This is a genomic window from Pseudomonas sp. MF6755 (genome assembly GCF_016405635.1).
Taxonomy (GTDB): domain Bacteria; phylum Pseudomonadota; class Gammaproteobacteria; order Pseudomonadales; family Pseudomonadaceae; genus Aquipseudomonas; species Aquipseudomonas haemolytica.
Map to the genome: position 1 here is coordinate 1 of NZ_JAEKDA010000004.1, position 15,293 is coordinate 15,293.

The following is a 15,293-nucleotide window of genomic DNA, read 5'->3' on the forward strand; positions in this document are numbered from 1 at the left end:
CTTTTAGGTCCATAGGTTTCAGCTCTTTCCAGGGCATGGTCAGATCCTCGCGAAATCGACCCTGCCAGTTAAAAACTGTTACCTATGTGCGTGAACTGATTTGTAACCCATGTGGGTGAGTCATACCGGCGAGGACCTTTTGGTTACTTTTGGGTCCTTCCAAAAGTGACCCGCTGTAAGAGCGGAAGCAATAGTGGCCGTTACCTAAATAACGGATATGTACTCGGTCTGATCCAACATCCTGGCGCACACCAACTACCGTCGGCCCCCCGAAAGTGGAAACAGACTATTGAGGGTATCGATCAACCGCACCAGATAGATCGGCTTACGAAACAGATCCAACACCTGCAAGCGCAGCATATCGCTGACATCATCCATTTCCGCATGCCCCGACATCACAATCACCGGCAGGTGCTGGCGTGAAGTGTGTTCGCGCAGGCGCTTGATCAAGGAGATCCCACTTTCCTCGGGCATACGCAGGTCAGTAATGACCAGGGCGATATCCGGGTGAAGTGTCAATTCTTGCAGGGCAAAAGTGACGGAGGTGGAGGTAAAACAGACGAATCCCTCGTTTTCGAGGGATTCGGCTAACTCGACCAACGCGTCCTCTTCGTCGTCCACCAATAGGATTTGTTGGCGGGGTGACGAAGGGTGGCTCATGGGCAATACCTGATAAAGAAGATCAGCAAAACGACAACCTACTGTACTAACGGTTAAGTCGCTGCCGGCAGCGCATCGGAGACCTTTTGAAAGACGCCTTTGATCTTATCGCCAAGCCCGGTGCCGAACCCAATGATTACCAACGCAACTATCGCCACGATAATCACATACTCAATGGCTGACGCACCGTCTCTGCGACGCAGGAACAACTGCGCGTGGATGTAAAATTTCAAGAACAGGTCAAGGATCATACGACTTCTCCCTCATGCGCCGCAAAGCGCCGTTACAGCTGGCCCGCACGATGATTGCTGTGTGCCATTAGAGCATTGTCAACAAAATGGACACTCACAACTGTAAGAACGCATTAATCACAAAGTATTAGTCAGGGCGCAGCTACCCTAAGTCCGGTTTTACGGGGTAGTTTTTGGCCTACAGATAAATTTTTTTCGCGGTAATGGCATTTTGTCCTAACTGAGCTACCGTCAAATAGCAAAATCGTTAGTTGTTCATCACAGCCAAGTTGCGAAATTAACTCGTTTGGATTAACGGGAAAAAGCAGTGCAACAGGATAGGGAGAGCCGTCATGAACAGTCGCATCAGCATGGTCCTGGCTGGCTTGCTGCTTGTTGGAGCTTTGATTGCAGGGTATTGGGGCCTGGTGCTGAGTCGTCCGCCGGCACCCATTGCAGCTCCCGCGCCAGAACCTGTCATTTCCGTTGAAAAAACTGTTGCCGTCGTGGAAGACCAGACCCGCCAGCCAGTGGTGGTGCTGGTACACGCAGTGCCGCCATTTGTCCCCCTCACCGCTGCCGATGTGGCCGTGGAAAAACTGCGTACCGTCCCGGTCGGCAGCCTGACCAGCCTGGACCAGGCCATCGGCCGCACGCCCTTGCGCGCCCTGGGTGCAGGGACGTGGCTCAATGATGAAAGCTTCACCCCCGGTGGGCCCCTGGCACGCATGATCCGTGCGAATGAACGCGCCCTGGCTGTCGCCGTCGATGAAGTCATCGGTGCCGGCGGCCAACTGAGCCCTGGGGATTACGTCGATATCTTGCTGTTCCTGCGCCAGGACAATGCGAATGCCGAGCAGTCGGCACAGGTGGTCATCCCGGCGATTCGCCTGCTCAGCGTCGGCGATCAACTCGGTTTGGCCAACGACGGCCAACCGGCGGTGCCACCACCGGCCACCGCCGAAGAACGCGCCCAGGCCGCCCAACGTCGCACCGCCGCGCGCAGTGTCGTGCTGGCGGTGCCCGAACCGCTGCTGAGCCGGCTGATGCTCGCCTCCCAGGCCGGCATGCTGCGCCTGGCCGTGCGCAGTGCCGACGAACAGCTGCTCAGCCGCTACTGGGCCGGCGAAAGCGATATGCCGGACAAGGTGCAAAGCGCCAACCGCGACCTCTACCAATTCACCCAACTGGCCCTCACCGGCCCGCCGAAAAAAATCGCCCCCGCGGTAGCCGACACCGGCCAGCGTCGGGGCGTCGAAGTGATTCGCGGCGCAGCAGCACAACAAACCCCCTGATTGAACAAGGATGCCTTGAATGAGCCAACGCTACGCTCAATTGGCCTTGGCCTTGATGCTGCCGTGCCTGCCCGTGGGCATGGCAATGGCAGCACCGGGTAACTGCAACGCCTTGGGCCAACTGCCCGCTGTGGTCGAGGTGGGCGAAGGCTTGCAAACCGAGCTGCAGTCGCCAGTGGCGATTACGCGCCTGGCCATCGGTGACCCGAAAATCGCCGATGTGCGGGTCAACGGCGACCGCAACTTTCTGTTGACGGGCGTCGGCAGCGGCGCCACCAGCCTGATGGTGTGGACCGGCTGCTCGACCACGCCGCGCCAGAGCATGGTGTTCGTCAAGGGCAAGGCCACCTCGGCGCTGACCAGCCAATCGCTTTCACCGTCCGAAGACCCGACGCTGCCCAGCCAGGTGCAGACCGATATCCGCTTCGTCGAAGTCAGCCGCACCAAGCTCAAGGAAGCCAGCACCAAGATCCTCGGCATGGGTAAAAACTTTTTCCTCGGTAGCCCCGACCTGCTGTCCCCTGCGGAGGGCATCTTTAAACTGCCGGTGAGTGCTGACAGCTTCAACATCGGCTTTGGCGGTGGCCGGGTAAAGGCGCTGATCAACGCCCTGGAAAGCAGTGGCTTTGCGTACACCCTGGCGCGCCCGAGCCTGGTGGCCATGAGCGGCCAGAGCGCGACCTTCCTGGCCGGTGGCGAAGTGCCGATCCCGGTGCCCAGTGCCGGCAGCGATACCATCTCCATCGAGTACAAGGAGTTCGGTATTCGCCTGACCCTGACGCCCACGGTGATCGACCACAACCGTATCGCCTTGAAAGTCGCCCCGGAAGTCAGCGAGCTGGATTACAACAACGCGATCCAGATCGAGGGCATCCAGGTACCGGCGCTGACCGTACGGCGTACCGACACCAGCGTGTCGTTGGCCGATGGTGAAAGTTTCGTGATCAGCGGCCTGATCAGCAGCACCAACCGTTCCACCATCGCCAAGCTGCCGGGCCTTGGAGATATCCCGATCATTGGTGCGTTTTTCCGCGACTCCAATATCCGCAGCGAAGAAAAAGAGCTGCTGATGATCGTCACGCCGCATCTGGTCCGGCCACTGGCCGCCAACGCGCAGCTGCCGTCGTTGCCCGGTGAAAAGCTGCGCAACTACGACCCGAACTGGTTCCGCCTGTTCTTCCTGGAGAACGGCAACTTCGACCGTCGCAGTGGACTTTCCCAATGAGCGATAGCCTGAGCCAGACTTTCCTGGCAATCACCCGCAACAGCACCGATCTGGAATGGCTGCAGGGTGCGCTCGCGCCACTTGGCCAAGTGATCAGCGTGGGCGGCGGCAGCCTGGATGAATTGCTGGCACTGGTGGACGTGACCTTTGCCAACCTGGTGTTCGTGGGCCTGGACCGCGAGCACCTGGTGGCCCAGAGCGCCTTGATCGAAGGGGCCCTGGAAGCCAAGCCGATGCTGGCGGTGGTCGCCCTGGGTGACGGCATGGACAACCAGTTGGTACTGAACGCTATGCGCGCCGGCGCCCGGGACTTTGTCGCCTATGGCTCGCGCTCCAGCGAAGTGGCCGGGCTGGTGCGACGCCTGAGCAAGCGCTTGCCGGCCAGCGCACCGAATGCGCACCTGGGCGGCCTGACGGTGCTGTACGGCGTCCAAGGCAATACCGATGGCGCCCTGCTCGCCAGCCACCTGGCGACGGTTGTGCAAAAAAGTGGTCAACAGACACTGCTGCTCGACCTCGGCCTGCCGAGGGGTGACAGCCTGGCGCTGCTGGGCCTGGAGAGTACCTTCAACTTCGGTGACGCCCTGCGCCACCTGCGCCGTCTCGACACCACGCTGATCAATAGCGCCTTCACCAGCACCGAAGAGGGCTTGCGCATCCTTTCCTATGCCGCCAGCGACGAGCCCTTGGAAGTGACCAGCGCCGCCGAGCTGTACATGTTGCTCAGCGCCTTGCGCCAGCACTTCCAACACATCGTCGTAAACCTCACCGGCCAAGCCGACAGCGAAGCCTTGCGCACCTTTGTCAGCCACTGCGACAAGCTGCTGTGGTGCACCGACCAAGGCGTGCTCGACTGCCGGCGCAACCTCGCGGTACTGAACCTGTGGCGCGAAAAAGGCATGAAGCTCGACCACGCCAAGCTGCTCGTCGACCGCTACATCAAAGGCTGCGCCCCCGACACCGAAGCCCTGGAAAAAAGCTTCGGCCTGGAGTGCATCGCCGTGTTGCCCCTGAGCCCCGAAGTGCGCCTGAACGCCAAGAACCAAGGGCAAAGCCTGTTCACCCTGGCCCCGCGCGAAGCCTTGACCCAGGCCCTGCGCCAACTGGGTGAGCGCCTGGCGAAACGTTCAGAGGGGTTGGCAAAACCCTCGACACGCTGGTTCGAACGCCTGCTGGGGAGCGGTCGATGAACGGCGAGAAACTCTTCGGCGCGCCGGCTCGGGGAGCCGCCGGGCACAATGACCACGACGGCCTGAAACTGGTATTGCATCGCTACATCATCGACGCCATCGAAGAGACGGGGCAGAACCTGCTGGAAGGCTCGCGCCAATCCCTGGCGCAATTTGTCATCGACAAAGTGGCCGAGTACATCACGCGCATGCACCTGGCGATCTCGCGTTATGAGATGGAGCGCCTGGCCGAAGAAATCGTCGACGAGCTGACCGGGTTCGGCCCGCTGGAAGTACTGCTGCGCGATGTGTCGGTCACCGAGATCCTGGTCAATGGCCCGCACCGAGTGTTTATCGAACGTGACGGTGTGCTGTACCAGAGCGACCTGCGCTTTATCGATGCCCACCATGTGGAGCGAGTGATGCAGCGTATCCTCGCGCCCCTCGGGCGGCGCCTGGATGAGTCGTCGCCGATGGTCGATGCGCGCCTGCCGGATGGCAGCCGGGTCAATGCGATCATCCCGCCGATTGCCCTGGACGGCCCCTGCCTGTCGATCCGTAAGTTTCGCAAGGACATGCTCAAGAGCAGCGACCTGGTGGCGATGCGGACCATCGACCAAAGCATCTTCGAGTTTTTCCAGGAGGCGGTGGGCAAGCGCTGCAATATCCTCATCAGTGGCGGTACCGGTACCGGCAAGACCACGCTGCTGAATATCCTCAGTCAATTGATCAACCCCCATGAACGTCTTGTCACCATTGAGGATGTGGCCGAACTGCAACTGGGCCACCCCCACGTCGTACGCCTGGAAACCCGCCCGCCCAATGCCGAAGGGCATGGCGAGGTGAAGGCCAGCGACCTGATCCGCAACGCCCTGCGAATGCGCCCGGACCGCATCATCCTCGGCGAGATTCGCGGCGTCGAAGTGCTCGACGTGATGACCGCCATGAACACCGGCCACGACGGCTCCATGAGCACCGTGCACGCCAACAATGCCCAGGACGCGCTGCTGCGCCTGGAAACCCTGGTGGGCCTGACCGGCCGCGTGGTGGCGGAAAAAACCCTGCGCCAAATGATCTGTGCGGCACTGGATGTGGTGATCCAGCTGACGCGCCTGCCCGATGGGCGCCGCTGTGTCAGCGAGGTGGTGGAAGTGGTCGGGGTGCGCGATGACGTGTATGTCACCAATACCCTGTTCCGCTTCGACCGCCGTACCGGCGTTGGTTTCGTGCGCGAAGCGCTGCACCCGGCCGGCGACAAACTGCGGCGCGAATCGGCATTGCCACTGTAGCGAGGCACCATGACCGGACTTATCTTGCTGCTCATCTGTGTCCTGCTCATCAGCCTGTCCATCTGGCTGTTCCAACGCGGCCTGCGCCAGGCCGGCACGGCCCGCGTGCTGGAACGCCTCGCCGACGGCCAGCCCTTGCCACAGGAACCGAACGGTACCTGGATCGCAATGGAGCGGATGTTCCAGCGCGCCGGCCTGGGCAAACCCACCGACCGCCTTGGGTTGTGGTTGAGCTGCTGGGCCACAGGCTTGTTGCTGGGCTACCTGCTGGCCGACTGGCTAGGCTTGCTCGCCATGCTGGTATTGCCGCCGTTGCTGCTGCGCCTGTACATCGCCTGGCGTTATCAGCGGCGGGTGCAGCGCATGATCGAACAATTGCCTCAATTGCTTGACCACAGCGTGCGCAGCCTCAAATCCGGACGCACCCTGGCCGATGCCGTGCTGGGCGCAATCGACAGCACCGAGCCGCCCCTCAAGCAGGCCATGAGCCGCATCCAGCGCAACGTGCAAATGGGCGTGAGCCTGCCGGAGTCCGCCAGCGACTTTGCCGAGTTCTACGAGCGCGATGAATTTCGCCTGTTTGCCCTGGGCTTGAAGGTCAACCACCGCTACGGCGGCAACGCCAGCGAGTTGCTGGAAAACCTGATCAAGATGATCCGCGAGCGTGAACAGGGCGCGCGCCAACTCAAGGCCATGACCGGTGAGACGCGCATGACCGCGTACGTGCTGGCGGGCTTGCCCATCGTCATGGTCGGCTACTTCCTGATGGTCAACCCGGGCTACCTGATGAGCATGTGGAATGATGGAACCGGGCGCTACTTGTTGCTGGCCGCGGTGGCGCTCGACATATCGGGCACTTTCGTCATGTGGCGCATGTTGCGGAGTATTTGAGATGGCCCTCCTGATCAGCCTCCTGCTGCTACTCGCCGCCGTCGTCTTGATCGCCGGCAACCTGCTGGAGCAACGACGCCGCCAGCGCATGGTCAACCAACGCCTGCAAGGCCAACTGACCCGCGAGGACAAACTCGGCAGCCTGATGCGCCAACTGGGCGCCAGCTCGATGGCGCAACGCTCGGTCAGCCTGGACAACGAAACCCAGACCCTGCTCAACCGCGTCGGCTGGCGCAAGGCCAACCAACGCTCCATGTTCGCCGCCTGCCAGGTCGGCGTGCCCATCGTGTTGCTGGGCTTGACCGTGCTCGGCCAGGAGCTGCTGTTTCCCCATGCCGGCTCGCCGTGGATCGCCCCGGCGATTGCCCTGGGTATCGGCTACCTGTTGCCCAAGCGCGTGCTGGCCCTCAGCGCGAAATATCGCCAAGAGCGCATCGCACGGGAAATCTCCACGTTCATTCCACTGCTGCGCATCCTGTTCGAATCGGGCATGGCGGTTGAGCAATCGCTGCGGGTGTTGAGCACCGAGGCCCAGCGCCTGCTCCCGGACCTGACCCACGAACTGCGCCTGATCCTGGCGCGGGTCGACTCGGGCCTGGAACTGTCAGAAGAGCTGGGTAAGACCGCGCGCTTGCTGGCCGTGGATGAATTCACCGACACCTGCATCATTCTCCAGCAATTGATCCAGCAAGGCGGCGGCGCCATGAAGTCACTGCTGGCACTCAAGCAATTGCTCGATGACCGCCGCCTGACCCGCCTGCAGGAATACATCTCGAAGATGTCGGCGAAGATGTCCGTGGTGATGATGGTGTTCCTGTTTCCGGCCTTGCTGATTGTGCTCGGGGGGCCGGCCATGATCGCCATCTCCCGAGCCCTGAATAACTTTTGAGGAGCCTGCTATGAAACCACTGATTGTCGCCTTGAGCCTGCTGATGCTGGGCGGCTGTGCCAGCAATGGCCAGGTTCCATGGGCCGGGCTGCTGGAGCCCGGCAGTTGCCCCAAACCCAGTTCGGACCAGGAGCTGTCCTTGAACCTGGCCGATGACATGGCCAACGAAGGCAAGCTGCACGCCAGTCTGGCCAACCTGCAGAACCTGCCCGACGCCCTGCCCCAGGTTCGCCAACGCAAAGCCCGCGCCTATCGCTTGCTGGGCCGCACTGAGGCTGAACCTTTGTACCGCAGCCTGCTGGGCACCTGCCTGGCCGCCGATGGCGAACACGGCCTGGGGCAACTGGCCTCGGCCAAGGGCGACAACGGCCAGGCCATGGCGCACCTGCAACGTGCGGCACGGCTGGCGCCTACCGACGAAAAAATCCGCAATGACTTGGGCGTGGTGTACCTCGATCAACTGCGCCTGGAAGACGCCCGCTTTGAATTCATGACCGCCATCGAGCTCAAGCAGAGCGATCAATTGGCGGCGGTGAACCTGGTGACCTTGCTGATCTATCAGGACAACTGGAGCCAGGCCGCAAAAGTGGTCGGTCAACTCGGGCTGAGCCCCGAGCAGGTCACCGAAGCCCAGGCCCGGGCGCAACAACTCAAGGGTTCACGCACGGCACCGGTGCGTTCAGCCAAAGACCAGGTAGCGACGGTCAGCGAAACGCTGCCGGCGCCTGTGAAATAGGGAGTCGATGATGAAATTCCATTACCTCGCCGGCCTCGCATGGCTGGCAATGCCCCTCGTGGCATCGGCCATCGAAGCCGGGCCGTCGTCCCCGCAGCAGACGGAAACGGAAAACTGGATGGCGCTGCAACTGAGCGGGCGCGCGGCCTCGGCCAACCCGCAGAAGACCACGCCGGCAGAACGCGAGCAGGCGCTGAAGCGCTGGTTGGACAGCAACAAGCACCCCATCCCGGAGTTCTTTGATCAGAAGGTCGGAGGGTCTGCGCAGGGCGGGAGCAAATAACCAGATATTTAAAACCCGCTGCAGCAGCGAACAAGCTCGCTGCTGCAGCGGGTTATCAGTGCGCCGTCACACGCTGGCGCATCGCCGAATTGCTCGGTGACAACGCCAGCGCCAGCTGCGTGCGGTTGTGCATATGGGTCAGTCGCAACACCTGGGACACGTACAGCTTGACCGTGTTCTCGGTGATCCCCAGCTCACAGGCAATCTGGTAGTTGGTCTGGCCCTTGCCCACCAGGCGTGCCACATCCAGCTGGCGGGGTGACAACTGATTGAAGATCGCCGGGATCTCCACCGACCCGGCTTCATCGGCCAGTGGTTCGCCGTCACTGACCTTGGGCGCCGGGTTGCAGCGCACCTTGTCCAGGTCCATATACAAGTCATTGATGGATTCGGACAGGTACTGCAACTTCTGGTTAAGCGTACCCAGTTGCAGGTCTTTTTGCCGCTCCTCCAATGCCGCTTCCTGGCGCTTGAGGCCTTCGAGCAGTTCATCAAGGTTGATCGGCTTCTGGTAATAATCGGCGATCCCCGCGCGTAGGGCCTTGATCACATCCTGCTTGTCGGCACGCCCGGTGAGCATGATCGCCTCGAACGCACGATGTTTGCCGGCGACCCGTTGCAGCGCCTGCACCAACTCGATGCCATCCATGTCCGGCATATGCAGGTCACACAGCACCAAGCCAATGAGCGGGTCTTCGCCGAAGCGCTGGATAGCTTGCTGGCTGGACTCACACGGGACACAGCGATACCCGCTGCTTTCGAGAAATTCACAGAGCTCCTCCACGATCAAAGGTTGATCGTCGACCACGAGCACTTTTACTGCAGAGATAAGCTTGTTCACGCGCTACTCCATGCCTGGCAAGCCAAAAGATGACGTATCCCTTTTGACGGAAAATCCTATACAACTACTCATTAAACGTAGACGTACTTTCTGACTATGTACATAGCATTAATCAACTCGCACGACTAACGCATCCAAAGCCAGCAGCCGGCAAAACCGATCAAAACGAAGGGCGCAAAAGGCTGTTTTGTTGACGCCTTTTCTGCCCGCTCAGCACGGCCCGAGCCAAGCCCTTGATGTATAAGTGTCCAGGCCAACATAGCGATCCCAGCGCCGATCAGCGACCCCAGCAGATACTCGGTATTGGAGGCCAGCCCCAGGGCTGCCAGCAGCTTTACATCCCCTGCGCCAAAGCGGCCCAGTGCATAACCCGGAAGGGTCAGCACCAGCGCCAACACCAAGGCCAGGCCGCCGTCGCTGCGAGGCGCGCCGAGCCACGTCGAACCCACCCAAAGCAGATAGATCAACGCCAGCAAACCGACGCCCAGGGTCAGCTCATTGGCAATCTGGCGCTGGCGAATATCCTGCACCGCACACACACCCAACCACAGCACGATCACTACATTCTGGATCACGAAAAACCATCCCTTTTTGCTCAATGATTCTATGCTGATATCAGGTACTCGCCTCAGGGTAGACGCAGTCATGAAATCAGGCCTCCCGAGAAAGCAAAAAGGTGCTGCGGCAATCGAATTTGCCTTGGTCTTCGTGGTTTTTTTTGCGGTGTTCTACGGCATGCTCAGCTACAGCTTGCCGCTGCTGTTAATGCAGTCGTTTCACCAGGCCGCGGCAGAAGGCGTGCGCCGCAGTGTGTCACTGGACCCAACCACTCCAGGCTATTCGGCCTTGGTCGTGCAGCGCGCCAAAGACGCAGCGCAGGCCCAGTTGAACTGGATCCCCGGCTCGTTGAAGTTTTTGCCCGGCTATATCACCGCCACCTACACCAACAATAACTTGCTGACGGTGAAGATCACTTACCCTTCCGCCAATATCAAAGCGGTATTGCCGGCTCTGGTATTGCCTGGGGTTGGCACCGTACCGAACCTACCCACCAACCTCACCGCCACCTCGAGCCTGCAGTTTTGACGGCGGGGGATAAATTGTTCGCACGCCTGCGCGGGCGCAACAGCGTGTTGGCCCTGGACGCGCCAGCCATGCCCGCGCTGGGCCTGCACCTGCAACTGGACCACCTTGGCCATGTGTTGAGCATCACGGGCACCTTAAGACCCCTGCTTGCCCAGCACCCGGTCAACACGCCGCTGCACACCCTGCTGTGCGCCAACAGCGCGTTGAGTGTCGAAGGCGCGCCGGCGCAGTGGCAACGCCACGGCCTGGACCTCGACTTCCAGGGCGCCGCCGGCCAGGTCCTGCATACTCGCGGCTGGATGGAGCCAGAGGACGACGGCTGGGCCCTGCACCTGCTGGATATCACTGACCTGCTGGCCGACCGGGCGCTGGTGCAACAACGCGAACAGAATCATCAAATTACCGGCCTGATAAGCGAACAACTGCGTGTAAGCAGCCTCAGTCGCCTGCCCCAGGTGTTCAGCGAACACCTGCGCAGCGTGGCCCAGCGCTGGCACATACCGTGCGTCGCGATGGCGCTGCTCGACGAAGAGGACCAAGGCTGGCGCATCTACAGCCAATACGCCGCCCATGATGCCCCGGCCCTGTGGCAAACCGGGCAGCACCTGGGCACCAGCCTGGACAGCATCAACGGCAACACGCCCCTGAGCCTGGACATGGCCCAAGGCCGCAGCGACAACCCGCGCCTGCACAGCGTGTTCGGCAATGCCGACGGTTTCCTGGTGCCGTACCGCGACAGCCAGGGCCTCGCGGCCTGGCTGCTGTGTGGCTTCTACAGCGGCCAGGCGCAACACACCGGTGAGCGCGACTGGCTCAACCTGTGTGCGGCACTCGCCGCGCCGCTGCTCAGCCGCCTGCGTGAACAGCGTCACCACCAGCAACTGGAACGGGTCGAAGCCCTGCAAGGCCTGCTCGGCACCGGCTGGTGGGAACTGTTGCCCGCCACCCAGGAGATCCAGTTGGCGCCACAATTGCTGCGCAACCTGAGCCTGGAGCAAGGCCCCACCCGCCAGGCCCTCGGCACTTGGCTGGAACTGATCCACCCCGCCGATCGCCAGGCCCTCAACAGCCGTCTGCAAGACCTGCAAGCCTTGGGCAAGCCGTTGCTGACAAGCGTGCGCCTGCAACGCACAGGGGCCGAGCAGGCGCCCCTCTGGTACCGCATTCAGGGCCAGGTGCTGGGCGCCGGCAATGATCGTCGCTGGATCGGCTTCATGCTCGACATCAGCGACATCAAGAACCAGCAACTGCAAGCCGCCGCCGCCCATGCGCGCCTGGACAACCTGATCGCCAGCTCACCGGCAGTGATCTATGTGCAACGCTACGTCAACGGCGCGCTGCACCCGGCGTTTTTCAGCGACAGCCTGACGCCGCTGCTGGGTTGGACTTTGGCCGACTGCAACCACGACACCCTGGCCGCACTGATCCACCCCGACGACCGCGAGCTCTACTTCGAACGCAGCCGCCACTTGCTGCGCGAAGGCAACGTACGCAGCCGCTACCGGCTACGCGACAAACAAGGCCATTACCACTGGCTGCTCGACGAAGCCAAACTGTTGCGTGACGACCTCGGCCTGCCGGTAGAAGCCGTGGGCTTGTGGCTGGACGTGACCGAGGCAACCCTGGCCGCCGAACAGGTACGCCAGAGTGAGGAACGCTACCGCATCCTGGTAGAAGATTCGCCGGCAATGATCTGCCGCTACCGCCCCGACCTGATCCTGACCTTCGGCAACACGCCGCTGGCCAATTACCTGGAATGCCTGCCCGAACACCTGCCGGGCATCGACCTGGGCCAATGGCTGTCAGATGAACAACGCGCCACCTTTGTGCAGCGCATTGCGCAACTGACCCCGGAATTTCCGGTCAGCACCGCCGAAATCAGCCTGCAATTGCCTGGGCGTGAACATGCCTGGTGGGTATGGTCGGACCGTGGCGTGTTTGATCAACACGGCACCTTGGTGGAAGTGCAAGCCGTGGGCCGCGACAACACCGAAGTGCGCCGCTCCCAACAGCAACTGACCCAAAGCGCAAAAATGGCCACCCTCGGCGAAATGGCCACCGGCCTGGCCCACGAGATCAACCAGCCGCTGAACGTGATGCACATGGCCGTCGTCAACGTGCTCAAACGCCTGGAAAGGGGCGAGGTACAAATCGACTACCTCACGGAAAAACTCCAGCGCATCGACGCCCAGGTGCAGCGCGCAGCACGAGTGGTCGACCACATGCGCGTATTCGGCCGCCGCTCGGAAATCGAACAGCAACCCTTCGACCCGGCGCAGGCGCTGGAAGGCACCCTGTCTCTGCTCAGCGAAGGCCTGCGCGGCAAGGGCGTGGAAGTGCGCATCAGCCCGGCGGACTTTTCGGTGCAGGTCAAAGGCTACGTCGACCAGTTGGAACAGGTGCTGATCAACCTGATGGTCAATGCCCGCGACGCGCTGCTCAGCCAGCGCGAAAAGAACCCCGCGCTGCGCCCCTGGATTGCGCTGCACAGCGAGCACGACAGCCGCCACGTAAGAATCTGGGTCGAAGACAACGCAGGCGGGATTGACCCGCGCTTGCTGGAGCGGATTTTCGAGCCGTTCTTCACCACCAAACCCATCGGCGTGGGCACCGGGCTAGGGCTCTCGGTGAGCTATGGGATTGTGGAAAACATGGGCGGACGCCTGAGCGTCAGCAATGGCGAGGCAGGCGCGAAATTTTGCGTTGAGTTGCCCATCGTGCAAGCCTAAATCACCAGGTAAGCCCGGCCCATATGGCAGGTAAGGTTGGCACCGACTTCAGCATTGCCCAGATTAATACCCAAGGCACTGAGCAACGTGTTGACGATAGGGTCAAGGATCGGCGACAGCACGTTCTGGATCAGCCCAACCACCGCCGTAGTGATCGTCGCCAGCAAGCCGGCCACTCCCGCCAACGCACCATTGGAAACGCTACCGCTGGGCGGCACGTAAGTCACCTGCAAGCCGTTCAAGGTGGCCGCCAGGCTGCCAACGATGTTGGCGGTGCCCGGCGCACTCTTGTAGGTCGGCGGCGCATTCATCTCAGCCACCGGCGCAAACAGGATGTTGTTGGTCTGCGCACCAATGGTGGAGTTGGCCTTCAACAGCAAGCCGCCCCCGACATTGGGCGTACGCGTAGGGCTGCACAGCAGCGTCAGCACGACGCAGTAGCGCTGACCAAAATCGATCAGCCTCACCGGCTGCACATTGACCGCAGCGGAAGAGGAAAACGCCGCCACCGGATCGACCGTACCGACCGCCAGGGTGGCGAGGGACGTGGTGGTCGTCACGGTCAACGACTTGGAAGCCGGTGAAGCACAATTGAAATCAATGACGTTGCTTTGCGCGCTGCCAGCTTCGATGTAGATGGACAGCGTCTGCGTGACATCCACGTCGGCCACATTGCACGCCACCAGGCACAGCACGCCGCCCACCACCGCCGGCAAGTTGAGGTTCAACAAACCCTTGACCACCTGCGACACCGGTGTGCCCAACCCCGTCAAGATCGAGGCCACGCCAGACACAGCCTTGATGATCGGTGCCTGCACCGTCACCAAAGTGCGCACTTGCGCAGTTCGCACAAAAATCTGATCGGTCGGTGGGTTATTCAACAAGCCCTTCTTCGCCAACGCAGGATTGCCGATGGCCGACAACTGCGGCGGCTCGATGACTTTGGTCTGGATCGACACATTGCCCACCAGCGGAATAGCGATCTGCGCCGCCGCACTCACCGCATTCTTGCTACTGGACAATTGCGCCACCGCTTCGAGCAGCTGAAACAGTTGCACATTGGTGTTCAGCGCCGCCGTCGGGGTACCGGTGGCAATGTCGATCAGGTCCCCCACCGTCAACAGCTTGGTGTTCGGCGCAATCGCCTCAATCGAAATCACATCATTGATGACCGCGGTGACCGCCGCGCCGTTTTTCTGCAAGACCTTGACCGCAGCGTCGATCAGTTGGGTGGCGGAAACCGCCGTACTGAGTAAGGCATCGTAGTCGCCAGCCTTTACGTTCAGGTTGATCGCCAACTGGTCCAGGTAACTGAGCAGGTTGACGTTGGTCTGCAGAAGGCCGTTCCACCCTGCAGCAGTGAGCGACAGGTTGCCACCCAGCAAATTGCCGATGACCAGGTTTAGCAACGGGGATTTGCTCGAGTCGACGCTGGCCAGGCTGCTGCGGATCGACAGCTGCGCCACCGGCGGCGGTGTGGCCGCTACGGCAGTGGCGCTCAGGTTGATTTGCGGGGTGATCGGCGCGCCGCTGAATAGATTCCACAGGCCGTTGGCGATGCTGGTCACCACGGTGTGGGAGGCCACCACGCGGATCGCGTCGCTCTTGGTGGCATCAGCGGTAAATACGCGGGTGTTAGCGGCGTTGGTCGCCAGGGTGCCGCACGTCACGGCCAAGGTGCGGCCATTGCCCACCACAAAACCGTTGCGCGCGGCGTTTTGCGTGGCATAGGCATTGGCAGTGGTATTGCTGCCGCACTGGCCACCGAGGCCGGCCGCTTCCAGCGCCGATGTATCGGCGATGGACTGCAGCCTGCGTTTTTCCAGGTACAAGCGCCCGCTGTCGACCGCCAGCAACGTAAACACCAAGGCGAGCGCCAAGGTGCCTGCCGCCATCAAGCCAATTGCACCACGCTGCCTGGAACCGAATCGGGGAGACATCGAAGCACTCCTGCGCTAACTCTCCGGTGT

15 protein-coding genes are annotated in these 15,293 nt (G+C 61.4%); 10 read left to right on the forward strand and 5 right to left on the reverse strand.

Annotated features, from left to right (window positions below; translation table 11 throughout):
- Nucleotides 1-255: 255 nt before the first annotated feature.
- A complete protein-coding gene (locus JFT66_RS05650; protein ID WP_034117549.1) occupies nt 256-660 on the reverse strand; it encodes a response regulator in 405 nt (134 codons plus the stop codon).
- 53 nt (nt 661-713) lie between these two features.
- The gene (locus JFT66_RS05655) at nt 714-911 is read right to left on the reverse strand and encodes a Flp family type IVb pilin (RefSeq protein WP_003188231.1); all 198 of its coding nucleotides are present in this window, start codon (nt 909-911) and stop codon (nt 714-716) included.
- A 332-nt stretch (nt 912-1,243) separates the two neighbouring features.
- Between JFT66_RS05655 and cpaB the strand changes: the two genes are divergently transcribed.
- Genes cpaB through JFT66_RS05695 form a run of 8 tightly spaced genes read left to right on the forward strand, consistent with a single transcriptional unit; the run spans nt 1,244 to nt 8,667 of the window.
- Nucleotides 1,244-2,185 carry a Flp pilus assembly protein CpaB gene (gene cpaB / locus JFT66_RS05660; RefSeq protein WP_034117548.1) on the forward strand — a complete coding sequence of 314 codons (942 nt, stop codon included), beginning with the start codon at nt 1,244-1,246 and terminating at the stop codon, nt 2,183-2,185.
- A gap of 19 nt (nt 2,186-2,204) precedes the next feature.
- A complete protein-coding gene (locus JFT66_RS05665; RefSeq protein WP_034117547.1) occupies nt 2,205-3,410 on the forward strand; it encodes a type II and III secretion system protein family protein in 1,206 nt (401 codons plus the stop codon).
- Nucleotides 3,407-4,600, forward strand: a complete 1,194-nt coding sequence (locus tag JFT66_RS05670) for an AAA family ATPase (protein WP_034117546.1) — start codon at nt 3,407-3,409, stop codon at nt 4,598-4,600. The genes JFT66_RS05665 and JFT66_RS05670 overlap by 4 nt, the downstream gene beginning before the upstream one ends.
- A complete protein-coding gene (locus tag JFT66_RS05675; protein WP_153838776.1) occupies nt 4,597-5,868 on the forward strand; it encodes a CpaF family protein in 1,272 nt (423 codons plus the stop codon). The genes JFT66_RS05670 and JFT66_RS05675 overlap by 4 nt, the downstream gene beginning before the upstream one ends.
- A 9-nt stretch (nt 5,869-5,877) precedes the next feature.
- Nucleotides 5,878-6,759, forward strand: a complete 882-nt coding sequence (locus JFT66_RS05680) for a type II secretion system F family protein (RefSeq protein WP_153838775.1) — start codon at nt 5,878-5,880, stop codon at nt 6,757-6,759.
- A gap of 1 nt (nt 6,760) precedes the next feature.
- Nucleotides 6,761-7,648 carry a type II secretion system F family protein gene (locus JFT66_RS05685; protein WP_153838774.1) on the forward strand — a complete coding sequence of 296 codons (888 nt, stop codon included), beginning with the start codon at nt 6,761-6,763 and terminating at the stop codon, nt 7,646-7,648.
- Nucleotides 7,649-7,658: 10 nt separating this feature from the next.
- The gene (locus JFT66_RS05690; RefSeq protein WP_034117542.1) at nt 7,659-8,384 is read left to right on the forward strand and encodes a tetratricopeptide repeat protein; all 726 of its coding nucleotides are present in this window, start codon (nt 7,659-7,661) and stop codon (nt 8,382-8,384) included.
- A gap of 10 nt (nt 8,385-8,394) precedes the next feature.
- Nucleotides 8,395-8,667, forward strand: coding sequence for a DUF3613 domain-containing protein (locus JFT66_RS05695; protein ID WP_034117541.1), 273 nt, complete (start codon nt 8,395-8,397; stop codon nt 8,665-8,667).
- Between the two features lie 55 nt (nt 8,668-8,722).
- Here the strand turns inward: JFT66_RS05695 and JFT66_RS05700 are convergent, their stop codons facing one another.
- A complete protein-coding gene (locus tag JFT66_RS05700; protein ID WP_198858948.1) occupies nt 8,723-9,508 on the reverse strand; it encodes a response regulator transcription factor in 786 nt (261 codons plus the stop codon).
- 125 nt (nt 9,509-9,633) lie between these two features.
- Entirely contained in the window at nt 9,634-10,083 is a 450-nt protein-coding gene (locus JFT66_RS05705) for a prepilin peptidase (protein ID WP_198858949.1), read from the reverse strand.
- Between the two features lie 70 nt (nt 10,084-10,153).
- Between JFT66_RS05705 and JFT66_RS05710 the strand changes: the two genes are divergently transcribed.
- The gene (locus JFT66_RS05710; RefSeq protein WP_034117538.1) at nt 10,154-10,594 is read left to right on the forward strand and encodes a TadE/TadG family type IV pilus assembly protein; all 441 of its coding nucleotides are present in this window, start codon (nt 10,154-10,156) and stop codon (nt 10,592-10,594) included.
- Nucleotides 10,591-13,323, forward strand: a complete 2,733-nt coding sequence (locus JFT66_RS05715; RefSeq protein WP_198858950.1) for an ATP-binding protein — start codon at nt 10,591-10,593, stop codon at nt 13,321-13,323. The genes JFT66_RS05710 and JFT66_RS05715 overlap by 4 nt, the downstream gene beginning before the upstream one ends.
- On the opposite strand, the gene JFT66_RS05720 is transcribed toward JFT66_RS05715, so the two are convergent.
- Nucleotides 13,320-15,263, reverse strand: a complete 1,944-nt coding sequence (locus JFT66_RS05720; RefSeq protein ID WP_034117536.1) for a pilus assembly protein TadG-related protein — start codon at nt 15,261-15,263, stop codon at nt 13,320-13,322. The two genes, JFT66_RS05715 and JFT66_RS05720, sit on opposite strands and share 4 nt — an antisense overlap.
- Nucleotides 15,264-15,293: the final 30 nt, after the last annotated feature.

What these genes read in the sequence shown, in the direction of transcription:
- JFT66_RS05650 (WP_034117549.1), bottom strand. Translation starts at nt 660, where the DNA reads ATGAGCCACCCTTCGTCACCCCGCCAACAAATCCTATTGGTGGACGAC.
- JFT66_RS05655 (WP_003188231.1), bottom strand. Translation starts at nt 911, where the DNA reads ATGATCCTTGACCTGTTCTTGAAATTTTACATCCACGCGCAGTTGTTC.
- cpaB (WP_034117548.1), top strand. Translation starts at nt 1,244, where the DNA reads ATGAACAGTCGCATCAGCATGGTCCTGGCTGGCTTGCTGCTTGTTGGA.
- JFT66_RS05665 (WP_034117547.1), top strand. Translation starts at nt 2,205, where the DNA reads ATGAGCCAACGCTACGCTCAATTGGCCTTGGCCTTGATGCTGCCGTGC.
- JFT66_RS05670 (WP_034117546.1), top strand. Translation starts at nt 3,407, where the DNA reads ATGAGCGATAGCCTGAGCCAGACTTTCCTGGCAATCACCCGCAACAGC.
- JFT66_RS05675 (WP_153838776.1), top strand. Translation starts at nt 4,597, where the DNA reads ATGAACGGCGAGAAACTCTTCGGCGCGCCGGCTCGGGGAGCCGCCGGG.
- JFT66_RS05680 (WP_153838775.1), top strand. Translation starts at nt 5,878, where the DNA reads ATGACCGGACTTATCTTGCTGCTCATCTGTGTCCTGCTCATCAGCCTG.
- JFT66_RS05685 (WP_153838774.1), top strand. Translation starts at nt 6,761, where the DNA reads ATGGCCCTCCTGATCAGCCTCCTGCTGCTACTCGCCGCCGTCGTCTTG.
- JFT66_RS05690 (WP_034117542.1), top strand. Translation starts at nt 7,659, where the DNA reads ATGAAACCACTGATTGTCGCCTTGAGCCTGCTGATGCTGGGCGGCTGT.
- JFT66_RS05695 (WP_034117541.1), top strand. Translation starts at nt 8,395, where the DNA reads ATGAAATTCCATTACCTCGCCGGCCTCGCATGGCTGGCAATGCCCCTC.
- JFT66_RS05710 (WP_034117538.1), top strand. Translation starts at nt 10,154, where the DNA reads ATGAAATCAGGCCTCCCGAGAAAGCAAAAAGGTGCTGCGGCAATCGAA.
- JFT66_RS05720 (WP_034117536.1), bottom strand. Translation starts at nt 15,263, where the DNA reads ATGTCTCCCCGATTCGGTTCCAGGCAGCGTGGTGCAATTGGCTTGATG.